The organism is Nocardia sp. No.11 (assembly GCF_038752175.1).
In the GTDB taxonomy this organism is placed as follows: domain Bacteria; phylum Actinomycetota; class Actinomycetes; order Mycobacteriales; family Mycobacteriaceae; genus Nocardia; species Nocardia canadensis.
Genome location: NZ_JBCGFB010000059.1, coordinates 1 through 17,066, shown reverse-complemented (window position 1 = coordinate 17,066; position 17,066 = coordinate 1). Strand labels below are relative to the sequence as shown.

At 70.1% G+C, this 17,066-nt stretch carries 16 protein-coding genes and 1 pseudogene; 7 read left to right on the top strand and 10 right to left on the bottom strand.

Annotation, left to right across the window (positions count from 1 at the left end):
* Positions 1 to 78 precede the first annotated feature (78 nt).
* Positions 79 to 1,620, bottom strand: coding sequence for a bifunctional phosphatase PAP2/diacylglycerol kinase family protein (locus V8688_RS18645; RefSeq protein WP_255587327.1), 1,542 nt, complete (start codon positions 1,618 to 1,620; stop codon positions 79 to 81).
* Between the two features lie 164 nt (positions 1,621 to 1,784).
* Here V8688_RS18645 and gcvT point away from each other — a divergent pair, with 164 nt between their 5' ends.
* Both gcvT and V8688_RS18635 read left to right on the top strand, forming a co-directional pair.
* On the top strand, positions 1,785 to 2,885 hold the full coding sequence (gene gcvT, locus V8688_RS18640) for a glycine cleavage system aminomethyltransferase GcvT (RefSeq protein ID WP_342801334.1): 1,101 nt from the start codon (positions 1,785 to 1,787) through the stop codon (positions 2,883 to 2,885).
* 26 nt (positions 2,886 to 2,911) lie between these two features.
* Positions 2,912 to 4,009, top strand: coding sequence for a branched-chain amino acid aminotransferase (locus V8688_RS18635; protein WP_218717140.1), 1,098 nt, complete (start codon positions 2,912 to 2,914; stop codon positions 4,007 to 4,009).
* 174 nt (positions 4,010 to 4,183) lie between these two features.
* Here V8688_RS18635 and V8688_RS18630 read toward each other — a convergent pair whose 3' ends face one another.
* The 6 genes from V8688_RS18630 to V8688_RS18605 all read right to left on the bottom strand — a co-directional run bounded on the left by V8688_RS18630 (position 4,184) and on the right by V8688_RS18605 (position 9,753).
* Positions 4,184 to 4,897 carry an MBL fold metallo-hydrolase gene (locus V8688_RS18630; protein WP_218717139.1) on the bottom strand — a complete coding sequence of 238 codons (714 nt, stop codon included), beginning with the start codon at positions 4,895 to 4,897 and terminating at the stop codon, positions 4,184 to 4,186.
* 132 nt (positions 4,898 to 5,029) lie between these two features.
* A complete protein-coding gene (locus V8688_RS18625; RefSeq protein ID WP_342801333.1) occupies positions 5,030 to 5,779 on the bottom strand; it encodes an adenosylcobinamide-GDP ribazoletransferase in 750 nt (249 codons plus the stop codon).
* A 169-nt stretch (positions 5,780 to 5,948) separates the two neighbouring features.
* A complete protein-coding gene (gene cobT / locus V8688_RS18620) occupies positions 5,949 to 7,061 on the bottom strand; it encodes a nicotinate-nucleotide--dimethylbenzimidazole phosphoribosyltransferase (RefSeq protein WP_342801332.1) in 1,113 nt (370 codons plus the stop codon).
* A 39-nt stretch (positions 7,062 to 7,100) separates the two neighbouring features.
* Complete coding sequence (locus tag V8688_RS18615) at positions 7,101 to 7,634, bottom strand: bifunctional adenosylcobinamide kinase/adenosylcobinamide-phosphate guanylyltransferase (RefSeq protein WP_218717136.1); 534 nt, start codon at positions 7,632 to 7,634, stop codon at positions 7,101 to 7,103.
* A 16-nt stretch (positions 7,635 to 7,650) separates the two neighbouring features.
* Entirely contained in the window at positions 7,651 to 8,631 is a 981-nt protein-coding gene (locus tag V8688_RS18610; protein WP_316573297.1) for an alpha/beta hydrolase family protein, read from the bottom strand.
* 141 nt (positions 8,632 to 8,772) lie between these two features.
* On the bottom strand, positions 8,773 to 9,753 hold the full coding sequence (locus V8688_RS18605; RefSeq protein ID WP_316573298.1) for a helix-turn-helix domain-containing protein: 981 nt from the start codon (positions 9,751 to 9,753) through the stop codon (positions 8,773 to 8,775).
* A gap of 86 nt (positions 9,754 to 9,839) precedes the next feature.
* Here V8688_RS18605 and V8688_RS18600 point away from each other — a divergent pair, with 86 nt between their 5' ends.
* Positions 9,840 to 10,007, top strand: a complete 168-nt coding sequence (locus V8688_RS18600) for a hypothetical protein (RefSeq protein WP_316573299.1) — start codon at positions 9,840 to 9,842, stop codon at positions 10,005 to 10,007.
* Positions 10,008 to 10,059: 52 nt separating this feature from the next.
* Here V8688_RS18600 and V8688_RS18595 read toward each other — a convergent pair whose 3' ends face one another.
* Positions 10,060 to 10,662 (bottom strand): DUF3043 domain-containing protein, encoded by a 603-nt coding sequence (locus V8688_RS18595; protein WP_308248400.1) that lies wholly within the window; start codon positions 10,660 to 10,662, stop codon positions 10,060 to 10,062.
* 315 nt (positions 10,663 to 10,977) lie between these two features.
* Between V8688_RS18595 and erpA the strand changes: the two genes are divergently transcribed.
* A complete protein-coding gene (gene erpA, locus V8688_RS18590) occupies positions 10,978 to 11,334 on the top strand; it encodes an iron-sulfur cluster insertion protein ErpA (protein ID WP_067496006.1) in 357 nt (118 codons plus the stop codon).
* A gap of 288 nt (positions 11,335 to 11,622) precedes the next feature.
* Positions 11,623 to 12,591, top strand: a complete 969-nt coding sequence (locus V8688_RS18585; protein ID WP_342801331.1) for a carbohydrate kinase family protein — start codon at positions 11,623 to 11,625, stop codon at positions 12,589 to 12,591.
* 60 nt (positions 12,592 to 12,651) lie between these two features.
* On the opposite strand, the gene asnB is transcribed toward V8688_RS18585, so the two are convergent.
* A complete protein-coding gene (asnB, locus tag V8688_RS18580) occupies positions 12,652 to 14,622 on the bottom strand; it encodes an asparagine synthase (glutamine-hydrolyzing) (protein ID WP_316573300.1) in 1,971 nt (656 codons plus the stop codon).
* A 380-nt stretch (positions 14,623 to 15,002) separates the two neighbouring features.
* Between asnB and V8688_RS18575 the strand changes: the two genes are divergently transcribed.
* Positions 15,003 to 16,097: a cytochrome c oxidase subunit II gene (locus V8688_RS18575; protein ID WP_308248399.1), complete on the top strand. Its 1,095-nt coding sequence runs from the start codon at positions 15,003 to 15,005 to the stop codon at positions 16,095 to 16,097.
* A gap of 10 nt (positions 16,098 to 16,107) precedes the next feature.
* Positions 16,108 to 16,524 carry a cytochrome c oxidase subunit 4 gene (locus tag V8688_RS18570; protein WP_342801330.1) on the top strand — a complete coding sequence of 139 codons (417 nt, stop codon included), beginning with the start codon at positions 16,108 to 16,110 and terminating at the stop codon, positions 16,522 to 16,524.
* A 75-nt stretch (positions 16,525 to 16,599) separates the two neighbouring features.
* On the opposite strand, the pseudogene V8688_RS18565 reads toward V8688_RS18570, so the two are convergent.
* Positions 16,600 to 17,066 (bottom strand): annotated as a pseudogene (locus tag V8688_RS18565) (FAD-binding oxidoreductase); the annotation flags it as partial.

Here is a 17,066-nt window from a genome sequence, read left to right as displayed (position 1 = left end):
TCATGTCCACAGGTGCGGGGGCCCGCGCAAGGTTGTTGTGGCCGATGGTGATCGAGGTGAGACGGGTTCGTGAGGAAATCAGCGACGGCGGTCGGTGAGCCAGGCCAGCGGACGGCGATGGTGCGGCCGCGCCCGGTTCTCCCAGCGCGGGTTGTCCTCGTTGCGCCGGTAGACCGGGATGCGGCCCGCGATGGTGAAGCGCAGATCGCGTGCGGTACCGACGACTTCGCCGTCGGCGGCCACCGACACGGGGACGTGCACGGCCACCGACAGCTCGTGCATCTGGCGCTCGCCGTAGACCCGGCTGTGCCCGATGGCGGCCAGCATCAGCGCGATGACGGCACGGGTGCGGGAGAACCGGACGTCGGCGCGCAGCCAGCGGACATCGAGCAGGCCTTCGTCCAGCCGGGACCGGAACGCCGGGACCGCGCCGTGCGGATGGTACGGACCGTTGCCGATGAACAGGAACCACAGATCGTGCCAGCGGTCGTCGATCCGGACGCGGGTCGGTTCGGCCCGGCGCAGCATGACGATCAGCGCCGCCGCGAACGCGGGCCACTTACCCCAGCGGTCCTCCCACTTCTCGCGCAGCCGGACCAGTTCGGGGTAGGCGCCGATGCTGGCGGTATTGATCAGGTAGTGGGTGCGCGGCCCCTCGGGGGTGTCGAACTCGACGGCGGCGATGTCGACTTCGACGGCCTCGCCCGCGCCGGTCGCGTCCACGACCTCGCGCAGGTCGTAGACGCCGAGGTCGCGCGCGAAGTGATTGAGGGTGCCCGCCGGGACGACGACCAGCGGCAGATCATTGCGCACCGCGACGGCCGCCGCGGCGGCGATGGTGCCGTCACCCCCGGCCGCGCCGACCGCGACGATCGAGGAGTCGACGGCCTCCTGCAACAGTTCGACGGCGTCGCGTCCGGGCTCGGTGTGCAGCAGGGTGGCCGCGGGCAGCGCCTCGGCGATGTCGGCGGTGGGGTCGTAGGCGGAGTCGCCGGAGCGCGGATTGATCAGCAGCAGTAGACCTTTGCCGTCGACCAGGGCGGGCGCGTCGCGCACCACGTGCGCGTCCGCCTCGTCGGATTCGCGGATCGGCCACCAGCGGCGGGTGGCCAGCGCGACACCGGTGCCGACGGCGGCACCGACGAGAACGTCGGACGGCCAGTGCGCGCCGGTGTGGATGCGCGAATAGGCGACAGCGGCGGCCACCGGGGCGACGGCGAGTGCGGTCCGCGGGCTCTCCAGGGCGACGGCGGTGGCGAAGGCCGCGGCGTTGGCGCTGTGCCCCGACGGGAACGACGACGACACCGGCGCGTCGATCAGGCGCCTGCCGTGCGGCATGAGTTCGGCCGGGGGACGTCGGCGCGGGATCAGTGACTTGAGCACCAGATTCACCGTGAAGCTCGACCCCGCCAGCGCGATCACCCCGCGCAGGGCGGCCCGGCGCGGTTGGCCGGGCTTGACCGCCAGCACCGCCGCCGCGGCCAGCCACAGGCCGCCGGTGTTGGCCGACTTGGTCAGGCGCAGCATGCCCCGGTCCACCGACGACTCCGGGATCCTGGACACGGTCTGGCTCAGCACCCGGTCCATCCGGGAGACGGTGCGGAACCTGCGGCCGGACATCTCACTCACGGCCACGACCTTACCGCCGTTGCCCGGCATCGGCTTTCGCGCGCGGGCGACCCGGACCCCGATGACGGCGGCCGGCACCGACGCCGACGTCGGGGCTCGCACCCCCCTGCTCGGAGGTTCGCGTGGTGCCGGGAGGGACCGATAAGCTCTCGGCCATGACCGACAACGCGCTGCTCGAGGGCCCCATCCACGCTGTTCACGTCGAACTCGGAGCCACCTTCGCGCCGTTCGGCGGGTGGGAGATGCCCGTGCAGTACGGCGGCACCGTCGGCGAGCACACCGCCGTGCGTACCACCGTGGGACTCTTCGACGTGAGTCACCTGGGCAAGGCCACGGTCGCCGGCCCCGGCGCGGCGGCGTTCGTGAACTCGGCGCTGACCAACGATCTGGCCCGGATCCGTCCCGGCAAGGCCCAGTACACGCTGTGCTGTGCCGCCGACGGCGGCGTGATCGACGATCTGATCGCCTACTACGTCAGCGACGACGAGGTGTTCCTGGTGCCCAACGCCGCCAACACCGCGGCCGTCGTCGCCGAGCTGCGCACGGTGGCGCCCGAGGGGGTCACCGTGACCGACGAGCACCGTGACTACGCGGTCTTCGCGGTGCAGGGTCCCAAGTCGACCGAGGTGCTGGCCGCGCTCGGCCTGCCCACCGACATGGAATACATGGCCTACGCCGACGCCGAATGGGAGGGCCGGCCGGTGCGGGTGTGCCGGACCGGCTACACCGGCGAACACGGCTACGAGCTGCTGCCCCGCTGGGCCGACGCCGAGCCGGTCTTCCGCGCGCTCACCGCGCAGGTCCTCGCCGCGGGCGGCCAGCCGGCCGGGCTGGGCGCCCGCGACACCCTGCGCACCGAGATGGGCTACCCGCTGCACGGCCACGAGCTGTCCCTCGACATCACCCCGAACCAAGCCCGCACCGGCTGGGCCGTCGGCTGGAAGAAGCCGGAGTTCTGGGGCAAGGCGGCACTCGAGCAGGAGAAGGCCGACGGCCCGCGCCGCACCCTGATGGGTTTGAAGGCGCTCGATCGCGGCGTGCTGCGGCAGGGGCAGACCGTGCTGCGCGACGGCGAACCGGTCGGCGAGACCACCTCGGGGACGTTCTCGCCGTCGCTGAAGGTCGGCATCGCGCTGGCCCTGCTCGACACCACCGCGAAGCTGGAACCGGGCGATGAGGTGGAGGTCGACGTGCGTGGGCGCAGGCTGCGCTGCGAGGTGGTCAAGCCGCCGTTCGTCGACACCAAAACGAAGTAATTCCGCGCAATGGATAGGATCGCATCATGACAGTCGCTGCACAGTTCACTCGTATTCCGCATCCGGCGCCCGTTTCGGCGCAGCAGCGGGAAGAGGTACTGGCGGCCCCCGGTTTCGGGCGGTTCTTCACCGATCACATGGTGTCGATCGACTACGCCGACGGCGCGTGGGGCAACGCGCGGGTCGAGCCGTACGGCCCGCTGTCGATGGACCCGGCGACCATGGTGTTCCACTACGGGCAGGCGATCTTCGAAGGGCTCAAGGCCTACCGGCAGCCCGACGGCAGCATCGCCACCTTCCGGATCGACGCCAACGCCGCGCGCTTCCGCCGCTCGGCCGCCCGGATGGCGATGGCCGAGCTGCCGGAGGAGCTGTTCGTCGAATCCGTGCGTCAGCTGCTCGACGTGGACGCCGACTGGGTGCCCGCCGCAGGCGGCGAGGACTCGCTGTACCTGCGTCCGTTCATGTTCTCCACCGAGGCGGGCCTGGGCGTCAAGCCCGCGGCGGCCTACAAGTACCTGCTGCTGGCCTCGCCGGCCGGCGCGTACTTCCCGCGCGGGGTGAAGCCGGTGCGGGTGTGGCTGTCCACCGAGTACGTGCGCGCGGCCCCCGGCGGCACCGGCGAGGCCAAGGTGGCAGGCAACTACGCCGCCTCGCTGCTGGCCCAGGCCCAAGCCACCGAAAAGGGCTGTGACCAGGTCGTGTGGCTGGATGCCTGCGAGCGCCGCTACGTCGAGGAGATGGGCACCAACAACCTGTTCTTCGTCTACGGCACCGGTTCCGAGGCCCGGCTGGTGACCCCGGAGCTGTCCGGCTCGCTGCTGCCCGGCATCACCCGCGACTCGCTGCTCACCCTGGCCGCCGATTCCGGCTACCCGGTCGAGGAGCGCAAGGTCTCGGTCGAGGAATGGCGCAAGGGTGCCGAATCCGGCGAGATCAGCGAGGTTTTCGCGTGCGGCACCGCCGCGGTGATCACCCCGGTCGGCTGGGTGCGCTCGGCCGACGGCGAGTTCAGCATCGGCGGCGGTGAGCCCGGCGAGGTGACGATGGCGCTGCGCGACACGCTGACCGGCATCCAGCGCGGCACCTTCGCCGACACCCACGGGTGGATGCGCACGGTGTAATCGGAGCGCCGGCGCGCTCGAGTCGCGGCCACTTCTGTCCTGTCGGTCAGGTCACCGTTGCTTGCTCCTGTGTCGCCTACGCAACGGCAACCCGACCGACGGGACGGCCGCGACGGCCGACTGCGTCGGCCTGCCCCTCCTCGAGGTCGGGGCGTGATGGCCGAGTTCGTCTGCCTAGCCCGGCATCAGGGCCTGCCACTGCTGCAAGGTCTGCGGGCGAAGGACGTAGTTGTTGTCGCGGATGGCCGACAGTTCGGCGCTGGGCTGTTCGGAGTACCAGTGGCCGGGGTAGACGACCGGGTTGCCGTCGAGGGCGGCCAGGTGGCGCAGGCTGCGGAACATCTCGTCGGAGTCGCCGCCGGGGAAGTCGGTGCGGCCGCAGCCGTCGACGAACAGGGTGTCGCCGGAGATCAGGCGGCCGTCGAACAGGAAACACTGGCTGCCCGGGGTGTGGCCGGGGGTGTGCAGTAACTCGATCTCGAGCGCGCCGACCTTCACCTTGTCGCCGTTGTCGTGGCCGGTCAGTTCGCTCGGCGCGATTCCGGTGGTCTGGGCGACCCAGTCCAGTTCCTGCTTGTTCACGTGCACCGCGACGCTGGTCTTCTCCAGCAGCTCACGCACGCCGCCGAGGGTGAAGCCGAGCATGGTGCCGCCGACGTGGTCGGGATGGTGGTGGGTGGCGAGCACGCCGGTGACGGTCATCCCGTCGGCGGTCGCGACGTCGACCAGGTCCGATGCCTTGTAGGCGGGATCGACGACGACGGTTTCGCCGGTCTCCCGGTCGCCGATCAGATACGCGAAATTGCGCATCTGCGTGGCGATCGGATCGCCGACGGCGTAATCCCGGCCGGACAGTAGCTGGCGGAAGTAGAGGCGCTCGGAAGACATGTCAACACTGTATTGCCACCGGTGTGCTGGGGGAGCACCCGAGTACCGATGAGCGGACTGTCTGTGCGACCACACAACCGCCGCCGTCCCGAGCTTGTGACCAATGCAGGTTTCACATCGCTGGGCGGTGGACTAACCCGCGAGCGAGAACCCAACGGCCGCAAGTGAAACAGTGATCTCGACGACGGCGCCGAGCACGTCGCCGGAGAGCCCGTCGAAGCGGCGGACGCAATGCCGGGTCAGCGTGATCGTCAGCGCGAGCACCGCGACGGTGACCACGGGGCCGAGCCAGAGGTTGGCTGGCACCGCGAATACCGCCGCCACCACGGCCGCCATCGGCCAGATCAGGACGGGGCCGAGCGGCTGGGTGCCCGCCACCAGCGTGCCGAACCCGGAGTCGGGGGCCGCGCGGATGCCGCGACGGCAGGCGAGCACCACGGCGACCCGGCCCAGGGCCACGGCCAGCACGATCGCGATCCACCGCTGCTCGCCGGCCAGCGCGGCGAAGGCGACGGCCTGGATCGCGATGGCGAAGATCAGCGCCGCCACCCCGAACGGTCCCGCGCCGCCGGACTTCATGATCTGCCTGGCCCGCTCGGGCGGACCGTAGCTGCCCAGGCCGTCGACGGTGTCGGCCAGACCGTCCAGATGCATGCCCCGGGTGAGCAGCGCGAGCAGCCCGACGGTGAGCAGTCCGGCCAGCAGTGTGGTGAGCCCCGCGGCCACCGACAGCCGCATCGCCGCGGCGGCCGCCCCGCCGAGCAGCAGCCCGACCAGCGGCGCGAGCGCGATGGCCTGGCCCGCTGCCCGCCGGTCGACGGCATCGGGGCCGCGCACCGGCAGGACGGTGAGCCAGGAAACGGCCAGCCGCACGCTGTTCACGAGGCGCTCCGCGACCGCGGCGAACGGGTGATGGTCATGGGTCCGCGGTGGTGGCGGACCCGGCCACCTCGCGCGACGCCACGAAACGCGGACCGGCACCGGGCGCGATGACACGACCTGGCGTGCGCGGGGAACGGCCAGCGGCTGACGCTGTCCGTCGCGACCGTGCTCACTTGCTCAGGTCGACGGCGTCCAGCTTGTCGGCGGTGCTGACGCCCGCGTCGGCGAAGGTCGACATCTCCGCGAGGGTGGCGACGGCGGCGCGCAGGATCGGCAGCGCGGTGAGCGCGCCCGAGCCCTCGCCCAGCCGCATGCCCAGGTCGACCAGTGGTTCCCGGCGCAGATGCTTGAGGGCCAGGTCGTGCGCCGGTTCGGTGGAGCGGTGGCCCGGCAGCCACCATTCCCTGGCGCCCGCGGCGAGGTCCTCGGCGACCAGGGCGGCGGCGGTGACGACGACACCGTCGAGCACGACCGGTGTCCGGCGGTTCGCGGCCTGGGCCAGGAATCCGGCCATGGCGGCGAAGTCGGCGCCCGCGGCGACCCGCAGCAGGTCGACCGGATCGGTGGCGACGGGCCGGGCCCGGCGCATGGCGTCGCGGATGGCGGCGACCTTGCGGATCCAGCCCGCGTCGTCGACGCCGGTGCCGCGGCCGACGGCGGCGACCGGCTCGGTGCCGGTCAGCGTCGCGATGAGAACGGTGGCGGGGGTGGTGTTGCCGATGCCCATGTCTCCGGCGATCAACAGGTCGGCGCCCGCGTCGATCTCCTCGTCGGCGATCGCGCGGCCCGCGGCCAGTGCGGCGGCGACCTCGTCGGCGGTGAGCGCGTCCTCCCGGTCGATCGCGCCGCTGCCGCGGCGCACCTTGTGCTGGGCGACCGCGGGATCGGTGTCACCGTCGACGGCGATATCGGCCACCCGAACCGTCGCCCCCGCGACCGCGGCGAGCGCGTTGACGGCCGCCCCGCCCGCCAGGAAGTTCGCCACCATCTGCCCGGTGACCTCGCTCGGGTAGGCCGAGACGCCGTGCCGGGCGACCCCGTGATCGCCGGCGAACACCACGACCCTGGCGCGCTCGAACTGCCGGGGCGGGCACACGCCCTGGCAGGCCGCGATCCAGTTGCCGAGGGTCTCGAGCCGTCCCAGCGATCCGGCCGGTTTCGTGAGCTGCGTCTGGCGCTGCTCGGCCGCCGCGCGGACCTGCGCGTCCGGGGCCGCGACCGGTCCGAATCCGTGTGTCACTTGCAAGCCTTTCGACAGGGGTGCCGGGTGTTCGACGCTCATCTTGCCCGGATCACGGTGCGTCGCGCCGACCGACCCGGCTCATTTCAGCCGGACCGGCAGCCCGGCCACGATCAGGAACGCCTCGTCGCACACCCGGGCCAGGTGCTGGTTGAGCGCGCCGATCTCGTCGCGGAACAACCGCCCGGAGCGGGTCGCCGGGATGACACCCAGCCCGACCTCGGGCGAGACGATCACCAGCCGCTGCCGGTAGGACTCGACGGCCGCGACGAGCGCGTCGCAGTCGGGGGCGACGGTGCCGCGCGGGGCGTCCCAGGCGGCGCGGGCGTCGAGGCGGGCGGTGAGCCAGGTGCCGATGTCGTCGAGCAGGGTCGCGGGCGCCGCGGTGGTGAGAACCGTTGCGGGCTCGGTGTTCTCGACGGTCGTCCAGTGCGCGGGCCGCCGGTCGCGGTGTCCGGCGATCCGGGCGGCGAAATCCTCGTCGGCCGGATCCAGCACGGCCGTGGCGAGATAGCGCACGGTGGTCGCCTCGGCCAGCAGGTTCTCGGCGAACGCGGACTTGCCGGAGCGGGCGCCGCCGAGGACGAGGGTGCGGGTCGGGGCGCTGGCTGGCATGCCAGCACGGTAGCAATCAGCCGACGCCGAGTGCGTCGAGGATCATCGGCCGGGCGGTGGTGATCGACTGCTGCCAGTACGGCCAGGTGTGGGTGCCGGTGCCGAAATCGACCCGTGCGGGAATGCCGAGGGCCGCGGTCCGGTCGCGGAAGATACTGGCCGCGATCACCGCGAACGCCTCGATGCCCGCCGCGTTGACGGTGTCGCCGACGCCGTTGGGCAGATCCAGCGGGCCGGGGACGCCGTTGCCGGTGGTGACGTAGATCGGCAGCCCGCGCAGCCGTTCGGCCTGGACGGTGGCGTCGTTGCGGCTCCAGGCGGGATCGCCCGCGGCGCCCCACATGTCGTCGATGTTGAACCCGCCCTCGTCGAGCATGGCCGCGCGCATGGCCTGATTCCACAGCGGGTAGGCCGGGTTGAGGAAGCCGGAGAACGATCCGGCGAACCGGAACTGGTCACGATGATGGGCGGCCAGGGTCAGCGCGGCATTGCCACCCATGGAGACGCCGACGATCGCGTTGTCGGTGCGCGAGACGCCGTATCCGGCCAAGAAGTCCGGCAGTTCGCGGGTGAGGAAGGTCTCCCACCGGTAGGTCGTGGCCTGCCGATTGGTGCTGCTCGGGCGGTACCAGTCGGTGTAGAAGCTCGAGTGCCCGCCGACCGGGAACACCAAGGTGACGTCGTCACCGGCGAATCGGCGCAGCACGTCGGTGTCGGTGGTCCACTGGCTGTGATCGGACGGCGCGCGCAGCCCGTCGAGCAGATACAGCGCCGAGCTGCCACCGCGCGCGGCCCACTGCACCTGCACCCGCACCGGCCCCATGCTCGACGGGACCAGCAGCTCCTCGAAACCGCCTGCGGGAGTGCGCGTTACCGGTGCGGCGAGCGGTCCGGCGGTGGCCGTCGACAAGCCGATCGACGACAGGACCACGGCCGTCGTGACGACCGAGAGCGCTCTTGTCAGCGTCCGAAGATTTCCCCACCCAGCATGAAGCACCAGACCAGCCTGTCGATGAGCGCGCGGGACAGTCAAGGCGATGCTGAGGGTCTACAGGCCGACCGGGTGGAGAACTGTGCTGTTCACCAAGGGATCGGCGGCGCGAGACCGGATCGCGCCACACGGCGCGCGCTCGCCCCCCTACGAGGAGGCGGGCTCGCGGGTAGGGCCGCCGAAGCGGCGGCGGTATTCGGTGGGGGCGATGCCGACCTGGCGCTGGAAGTGGTGGCGCAGCAGTGCGCCGGAGCCGAAGCCGGACTGGTCGGCGATGCGTTCGAGCGGCATGTCGGTGGCCTCGAGCAGGTGCTTGGCGAACAGGACGCGCTGGGTGGTGAGCCACTTGACCGGGGTGGTGCCGGTCTCGGCGGCGAAGCGGCGGGCGAAGGTGCGGGTGGACATGCTGGATCGGGCGGCCAGCTCGTCGACGGTATGCGGGTGCGCCAGGTTCTCGGTGAGCCAGGTCAGCGTGGTCGACAGGCCCTCGGAGCGGCATTCGGGCACCGGCTGCTCGATGAATTGGCGCTGGCCGCCGTCGCGCTGGGGCGGCACGACCATCCGGCGGGCGATGCCGTTGGCCGCGGCGGTGCCGATCTCGCGGCGCACCAGGTGCAGGCAGGCGTCGATGCCCGCCGCGGTGCCCGCGCTGGTGATCAGGTTGCCCTCGTCGACGAACAGCACGTCCGGGTCGACGGTCGCGTCGGGGAACTGGGCGGCCAGGATGTCGACGTAGCGCCAGTGCGTGGTGCATTTGCGCCCGTCCAGCAGCCCGGCCGCGCCGGCCAGGAAGGCGCCGGAGCACACGGTCAGCACGATCGCGCCCGCGTCCGAGGCCGCCCGGACCGCCTCGACGACCCGCTCGTCGTAGCTGTGGCCGACGGTGAAGGGGAAGGCCGGGATGGCGACGAGGTCGGCGTGCACCAGCTCGTCGAGGCCGTACTCGGGCGTCACCGAGACGCCCGGCGTGGTGGAGCGCAGCGGCTTGCCGGGGGTGGCCCCGCAGACCTTGAAGTCGAAGCCGGGCAGACCGTCGGCGGTGCGGTCGAGCCCGAAAACCTCACAGACGACGCCGAATTCGAACATGGCGAGTTTGTCGTTGAGGACGACCGAGACCTTGGACAGCATCACCCCATGCTATCTGGCCGAATTTTTACGCACAATGACAGTACAGCCACTTTCGGCCGAAAACTGACGAGCGCAAAATTTCTGCCATGGTTACTTTTTCGATCGTCCTCGCCACCATCATCGGACTCGCCGTCCTCATCGGGCGCGGGACCGCCGGCTCGACCGGCGTCGTCGACCGCGACGCCCAGCGCATCGACGCCGAACTGGCCGCCATCGCCGGCTATGCCACCGACATCCGCCCCGGGCATCACTGAACGCGCGAATGCCGCCCCACCCGCGGGTGGAACGGCATTCGTGAGGGCGAACTCAGACGGCGTCGCCGGGGCCGACCCGCGGCTTGGGGGCGCGCATCTTGCGGATCTGCGAGGCGCGCACGAAGGCGTACCAGCCCAGCTTGAAGCCGGTGTCGGTGGTGTCGGGGTAGCGCTCGATCACCCGGTTGTTCACGATCTTGCCGAGCACGAAGCCCTCGATGATCATGAACACCATCATGACCAGCATCGCCAGCGTCACGATGGTCTGCAGCCCGGGGGCGACGAACATCGACAGGATCAGCACCAGCGCCATCGGCATGAACAGGCCGACCAGGTTGCGGCGGGCGTCGACCAGATCGCGCACATAGGCGCGTACCGGGCCCTGATCGCGGGGCAGCAGGTACTTGTCCTCGCCGGCCAGCATCCGGGCGCGGCGGTCCTGCACGGCGGCGCGGCGGTCGGCCGCGGCGGCCTTGCGGTCTTCCTTGGAGCCCTTCGCGGCCTTGCGGCGGGCGCGGGCTTCCTTGGCGGTCATCGGGGCGGGCGCCACCGGGCCGCGCCGTTTGCCTTCGGCCTCACGCCTTTTCGGGGTCGGGCGACCCTTGCCCGGGGTGGTGGAGGCGGGTGCGGTGGCGGTCTGTTCGACATCCGGCACCGAGGGGTCGACGGACTCGTCGATGGTGCTGGACTCGTCGCGACGGAACAATTTCACGTTCACCAGGCTATTCGATAGTGCCGAGCATCGGGAAATGCGGTCCGCCGAGCGGTGCGCCCGGTCTCATCGGCGCCCGGAGTGCGAGCTGGGTCACGCCGACGCGACGCGTACTGTGGGGTGAACCACCCAGGTCGAATCCACGCTGCGTGGCGGGGGTGGCAAAATAGGAATAGCAGCCGCCGCGATGGTGTTGAAATCAGTCGTGCGCTGTGCACCTGAGGTCCGTTACGCGGGCCGGCCGACTTAGGAGTGTCCATGACTGTGCAGAACGAGACCGCCACCGAGACCCACGGTGCGACGCTGACCGACGCTGCCGCCGCCAAGGCGAAGGCGCTGCTCGACCAGGAAGGTCGCGACGACCTCGCCCTGCGCATCGCCGTCCAGCCGGGTGGCTGTGCCGGCCTGCGCTACCAGCTCTTCTTCGACGACCGCGTCCTCGACGGTGACATCGTCGTCGAGTTCTCCGGCGTGAAGCTCGCCGTCGACCGCATGAGCGCCCCCTACATCCAGGGCGCCTCGATCGACTTCGTCGACACCATCGAGAAGCAGGGCTTCACGATCGACAACCCGAACGCCACCGGCTCCTGCGCCTGCGGCGACAGTTTCAACTAGCGGCTGGCGCCGCGGGTTTTCGGCAGTGTCGATTGGCGGCTGGCGCCGCGGGTTTTCGGCAGTGTCGATTGGCGGCTGGCGCCGCGGGTTTTCGGCCTCGTAACCCCGCGACCGAGGGGCGATACTCCGGCTTCGCCGTGACGTATCGCCCCTCGGTCGCGGGGCGGCCGAAAACCGTAGCGCGGAGGTGAACCCCAGGGGGTGTGGCGCTTGCTACCGTTGAAGTCCGGGATCTGGTGATCTCGGGCTTTTCTGTTCCCGCGCCTAATGTCGAAGGGGCCTCGCCTCGTGTCTGTTGCTGTGTCCGCATCCATCGCCACCGACCACCTCATGCGTTTTCCCGGCAAGTTCGCCGACGTGCTGCTCGCCGATCAGCTCGACCACGTGTCCCTGAGTTTCCTCGTCGACGACCTGCAGATCCGCCGGGGCGGCGTGGCGGGCAACATCGCCTACGCGATGGGTCTGCTCAAGCAGCGGCCCGTGCTGGTCGGCGCGGTGGGCGCCGACTTCGCCGAGTACCGGCAGTGGCTCGAGTCCAACGGTGTCGATTGTTCGGCGGTGCACGTGTCGAGCACGGCGCACACCGCGCGGTTCGTCTGCACGACCGACGAGGCGATGGCGCAGATCGCCTCGTTCTACCCGGGCGCGATGAGCGAGGCGCGCGATATCGATGTCGCCGCCATCGCCGACGCGCACGATGTCGACCTGGTGCTGGTCGGCGCGAACGACCCCGAGGCGATGGTCGCGCACACCCGCCAGGCCAAGGCCCAGCGCATCGCCTTCGCCGCCGACCCGTCCCAGCAGCTGGCCCGCCTCGACGGCGACCAGGCCGCCGAGCTGGTCGACGGCGCGGCCTACCTGTTCACCAACAAGTACGAGTGGGGCCTGCTGCTGCAGAAGACCGGCCTGACCGAGGAGCAGATCGCCGCCAAGGTCGGCATCCGGGTGACCACCCTGGGTTCGGAGGGCGTGCTCGTCGTCGACGCCGACGGCACCGAGGTGCGTGTCGGCGTGGTGCCCGAGGTGTCCAAGGTCGACCCGACCGGTGTCGGCGACGGCTTCCGCGCCGGCTTCCTCACCGCTCACCGCGCCGGCCTGAGCCTGGAGCGCGCCGCCCAGCTCGGCTCCCTGATCGCCGTGCTGGTCCTGGAGACCACCGGGACCCAGGAGTGGACCCTCAACAAGGACGAGGCCGTCGAACGCCTCACCAAGGCCTACGGCGCCGACGCCGCCGACGAGCTGTCGGTCCTGCTGTAACCGAAAACCGAACGCCCCCTCGATCTGTCGATCGAGGGGGCGTTCGCGCGTCGCGGGGGACTACAGCGAGACCGGGTAGACCGGTTCCTGGATCTCCGGCTTGATCCGGTCCTCGACGAAGATGCCGTGCCAGACCATGAACACGAGCAGGGTCCACAGGCGGCGGCTGTGGTCGGACACCCCGGCCTTGTGGTCGCGCAGCATCTGCAGCACCGCGGCCTTGTCGATCAGGTGGTCGGTCTGGGACTCGGCGATCTGGGTCTGGGCCCAGTCGTAGAGCTCGGTGCCGCGCAGCCAGTGCCGCAGCGGGACCGGGAAGCCGAGCTTGGCGCGGTGCAGGACGTGGTCGGGCACGATCCCGTCCAAGGCCTGACGCAGCGCGTACTTCGAGGTCTCCTTGGTGATCTTCTGGTCGTAGGGCAGCCCCTGGGCGACGCGCATCACCTCGTTGTCCAGGAACGGCACCCGCAGCTCCAGCGAGTTGGCCATGGTCATCTTGTCGGCCTTGACCAGGATGTCGCCGCGCAGCCAGGTGAACAGGTCCAGGTGCTGCATCCGGGCCACCGGGTCCCAGCCCGCGGACTGGGCGTAGATCGGCGCGGTGACGTCCTGGTGGGTCCACTCGGGCCGGAACTCACGCAGCACCGAGCGCAGCTGCGCGTCGTTGAAGCTGCGGGCGTTGCCGTAGTAGCGGTCCTCGAGGGTGAGCGACCCGCGCTGCAGCAGCGACTTGCCGCGCCTGCCGTCGGGCATCTTGTCGCCGAGCTTGCCGACGAGCTTGCGCAGCCCGGCGGGCAGGTACTCGAACGGCTTGAGCGACAACGGCTCCCGATAGATGGTGTAGCCGCCGAACAGCTCGTCGGCGCCCTCGCCGGAAAGCACCACCTTGACGTGCTTGCGGGCCTCCTTGGCCACGAAGTACAGCGGCACCAGGGCCGGGTCGGCGACCGGGTCGTCGAGGTACCAGACGATCTCGGGGATCGCGGCGGCGAACTCGGCGGGGGAGACCACCTTGACGATGTGGCGCGCGCCGATCAGCTCGGCGCTCTCGGCGGCCACGTCGACCTCGGAGTAGCCCTCGCGCTCGAAGCCGGTGGTGAAGGTGATCAGCTTCGGGTTGTGCCGCATGGCCAGCGCCGCGATGGCGGTGGAGTCGATGCCGCCGGACAGGAACGACCCGACGGTGACATCGGCGCGCATGTGCTTGGCGACGGAGTCCTCGAGCGCCGCGGCGATCTCGGCGTAGCGGGCCCGCTCGGCGCCCTCGGCGAACGGGCGGACCCGGAAGTCGGGACGGAAGTAGCGGGTGGTCGTCGGCGCCTGCCCGACCTTCACGGTGGCGTAGGTGCCGGATTCGAGGCGGCGGATGTTGCGGTGCAGCGACTCGGGCTCGGGCACGTACTGCAGCACCGTGTAGTGCTCGAGCGCGCGCGGATCCAGCTCGTCGGAGAGCCCGAGCGGGCCGAGCAGTTCCAGGACGCTCTTCTTCTCGCTGGCGAAGGCGGTGCCGCCGGGGCCGGTCGCGTAGAACAGCGGCTTGATGCCGAACGGGTCGCGCGCCAGGAACAACTCCTGGGTCTCGGTGTCCCAGATCGCGAAGGCGAACATGCCGCGCAGCTTGCGCACGGCCTCGGGGCCCCAGAAGTGGAAGGCGGCCACGATGGACTCGCCGTCACCGTCGGTGGCGAAGATCTTGCCGTCGGGGAACTCGGCGCCGTGCTCGGCGGCCAGCTGCTCGCGCAGTTCCAGGTAGTTGTAGATCTCGCCGTTGAACGTCATCGCGTAGCGCTGCGGGTTGTCCGCGGGGCCCCAGCGCAGCGGCTGGTGCGAGTGCTCGATATCGATGATGGAGAGCCGGTTGAAGCCGAAGATCATGTGATCGTCGAGGGGTCCCCGCTCCGAGGCGACGCCGTGCCAGGTTCCCTTTTCATCGGGGCCGCGGTGCCGCTGGCAGTGCAGCGCGTCGTACACCTGATCGACCACCTCGGTCGTCGCCGGATCAGCTGTCAGGAATCCGAGCAGTCCGCACACGGTGTCGGCAACCTTCTCTCGTTCGATGATGGGGTGGCCGCTCCTCGGGCCGAAACGCTGTGTCCGAGTATGCCGCACACCCGGGCGACGCGCCGCGCCCAACCCGTCGCCGCGGTGCCCGCGACCCGCGGCGGACGGCAAACCGCAGGTCGCCGCCTCCGGTGCGGTCACAGCGGAGTGTCGAACACGACCCCGCGACAAGACAGCGCCCGCTTTGGTCTACGCTGCGTAGTACTCAGGTCCTTCTCAGGTGTGCAGGCGTCACAGCGGCAATACTCGAGGGCGGCCTGAAACGTGCTTGAAAGCGGTGTCGGAACGGGCGGATCGCGGCCCGGACGACGCAATGTGTCGGAATGTGTAGCGACCAGGAAGGCGTGAGCGTGGCGCACAAGGCGAGCGAAGAGATCGGGGCACGACCCGTTCGGGGTCGGCAGGGCCGCATCCTTCGACGGGCCGGGCTGGCGGTGTCCTTGGGGATCACTGCCGTCCTCGTCTCGGGCTGCTCGATCGACAATGTATGGCTGCGGTTCGGCTGGCCCTCGGGCATCACGCCGCAGGCCACCCGGATGCGGGAGCTGTGGACCTGGTCCGTGCTGGCCGCGCTCGCCATGGGCGTGCTGGTCTGGGGTCTGACCTTCTGGACCGTCATCATGCACCGCAAGCGCAAGGACTCCCCGGAGTTCCCGCGCCAGACGGGCTACAACGTGTCGCTGGAGCTGACCTACACGGCGATCCCGTTCGTGATCATCGCGGTGCTGTTCTACTTCACCGTGGTCGTGCAGAACTACGTGCACGAGAAGACGGACAACCCGGATGTCACCGTCGACGTGACCGCCTTCCAGTGGAACTGGAAGTTCGGCTACCGCAACGTCAACAACGTCGGTGGGCTGACCTGGAACGGCATCGACTCCGAGCGTGAGCTGGCGAACGAAGAGCAGCTGGCGCAGTACGAGGAGCGCAAGAACGAAGAGGGGCACCCGCAGCCGGGTCCGTTGCACGGCAAGCCGGCCAACGACATCCTCTCGTACCTGCACTACGACAAGGTCGAGACCATCGGCTCCAGCACCGAGATCCCGGTCCTGGTGCTGCCGACCGGCAAGCGCATCGAGTTCCAGCTCGCCGCCGCCGACGTGATCCACGCCTTCTGGGTGCCGGAGTTCATGTTCAAGCGCGACGTGATGCCGAACCCGAAGGAAAACCAGTCCGACAACGTCTTCCAGATCTCCGAGATCGAGAAGGAAGGCGCGTTCGTCGGCCGCTGCGCCGAGATGTGCGGCACCTACCACTCGATGATGAACTTCGAGGTCCGCGCGGTCTCGCCGGAGAAGTACGCCAAGTACATGCAGGCGCGCATCGACGGCAAGACCAACGGTGAGGCGCTCGAGTCGATCGGCGAGTCGCCGGTGGCCACCTCCACGTACCCCTTCAACACCAAGCGTGACATCAAGAGCGCTTCGGTGAACGAGAGCAAGTGAGGATTCTGATATGAGGATCGAAGCACGGATCTTCGAACTGCTCACGGCGTTCTTCATCCTGGTGGGCATCGTCTACGGCTTCTTCACCGCTCAGTCGCGCACCGGCATCGAATGGGCCGGTACCACCGCGATCGTGCTGACCGCGGGCCTGTCGCTGATCATCGGCACCTACTTCCGGTTCGTCGCGCGCCGCATCGACCTGCGGCCCGAGGACTACGAGGAGGCCGAGATCGTCGACGGCGCCGGTGACCTGGGCTTCTTCTCGCCCGGCAGCTTCTGGCCGATTACCCTGGCCGCCGCTGGTTCGGTCACCGCGCTGGGTCTGGCGTTCTTCCAGTTCTGGCTGATCGGCCTCGGCGTGGTGCTCGTGCTCGCCGCCGCGGCGGGCCTGGTGTTCGAGTACTACATCGGCGCCGAGAAGCACTGAGCGACAGCTACACAGACACAAGGGAAGGGCCCCACCGGATTCCGGTGGGGCCCTTCCCTTGTCTGGGCGGATGGGCTAGACGCTGTAGCGCAGCGCCTGCTCCGAGCGGCAGATGTCGTCGATGCCGGAGACGATCTCGCGCAGCTGCTCCGACGGCAGCGCGGAGGGGCGCAGGCGACAGGTGAAGGTGATCAGGCCGTAGTCGGCAGGGGACAGGCCGCGGGCGGCCGCCTCGGCGCGCAGGTACGCCGAGCGCACGCCGTAGGTCATCGCGGAGATGACGGTGAAGCAGCCGGTGCGTTCCCGGTGGTTGGAGAACAGGTCGTGCAGGCCGTAGAACACCGAGCCGTAGTTGGCCAGCGGGGCGAACACGCCGACCCGGTAGGCCGGGCCACGCTCGGAGGAGCTGATCACGGTGTCGGCCAGGTACTCCGCGTCGCGCATGGTGAGCACCTTCGGCGCGAACATCAGCGCGCCCGCCGCCGCGTTGCGGACCGGCATGCCCGCGCGCCCGCCCGCCGCGGAGGCGATGGCGCCCAGCG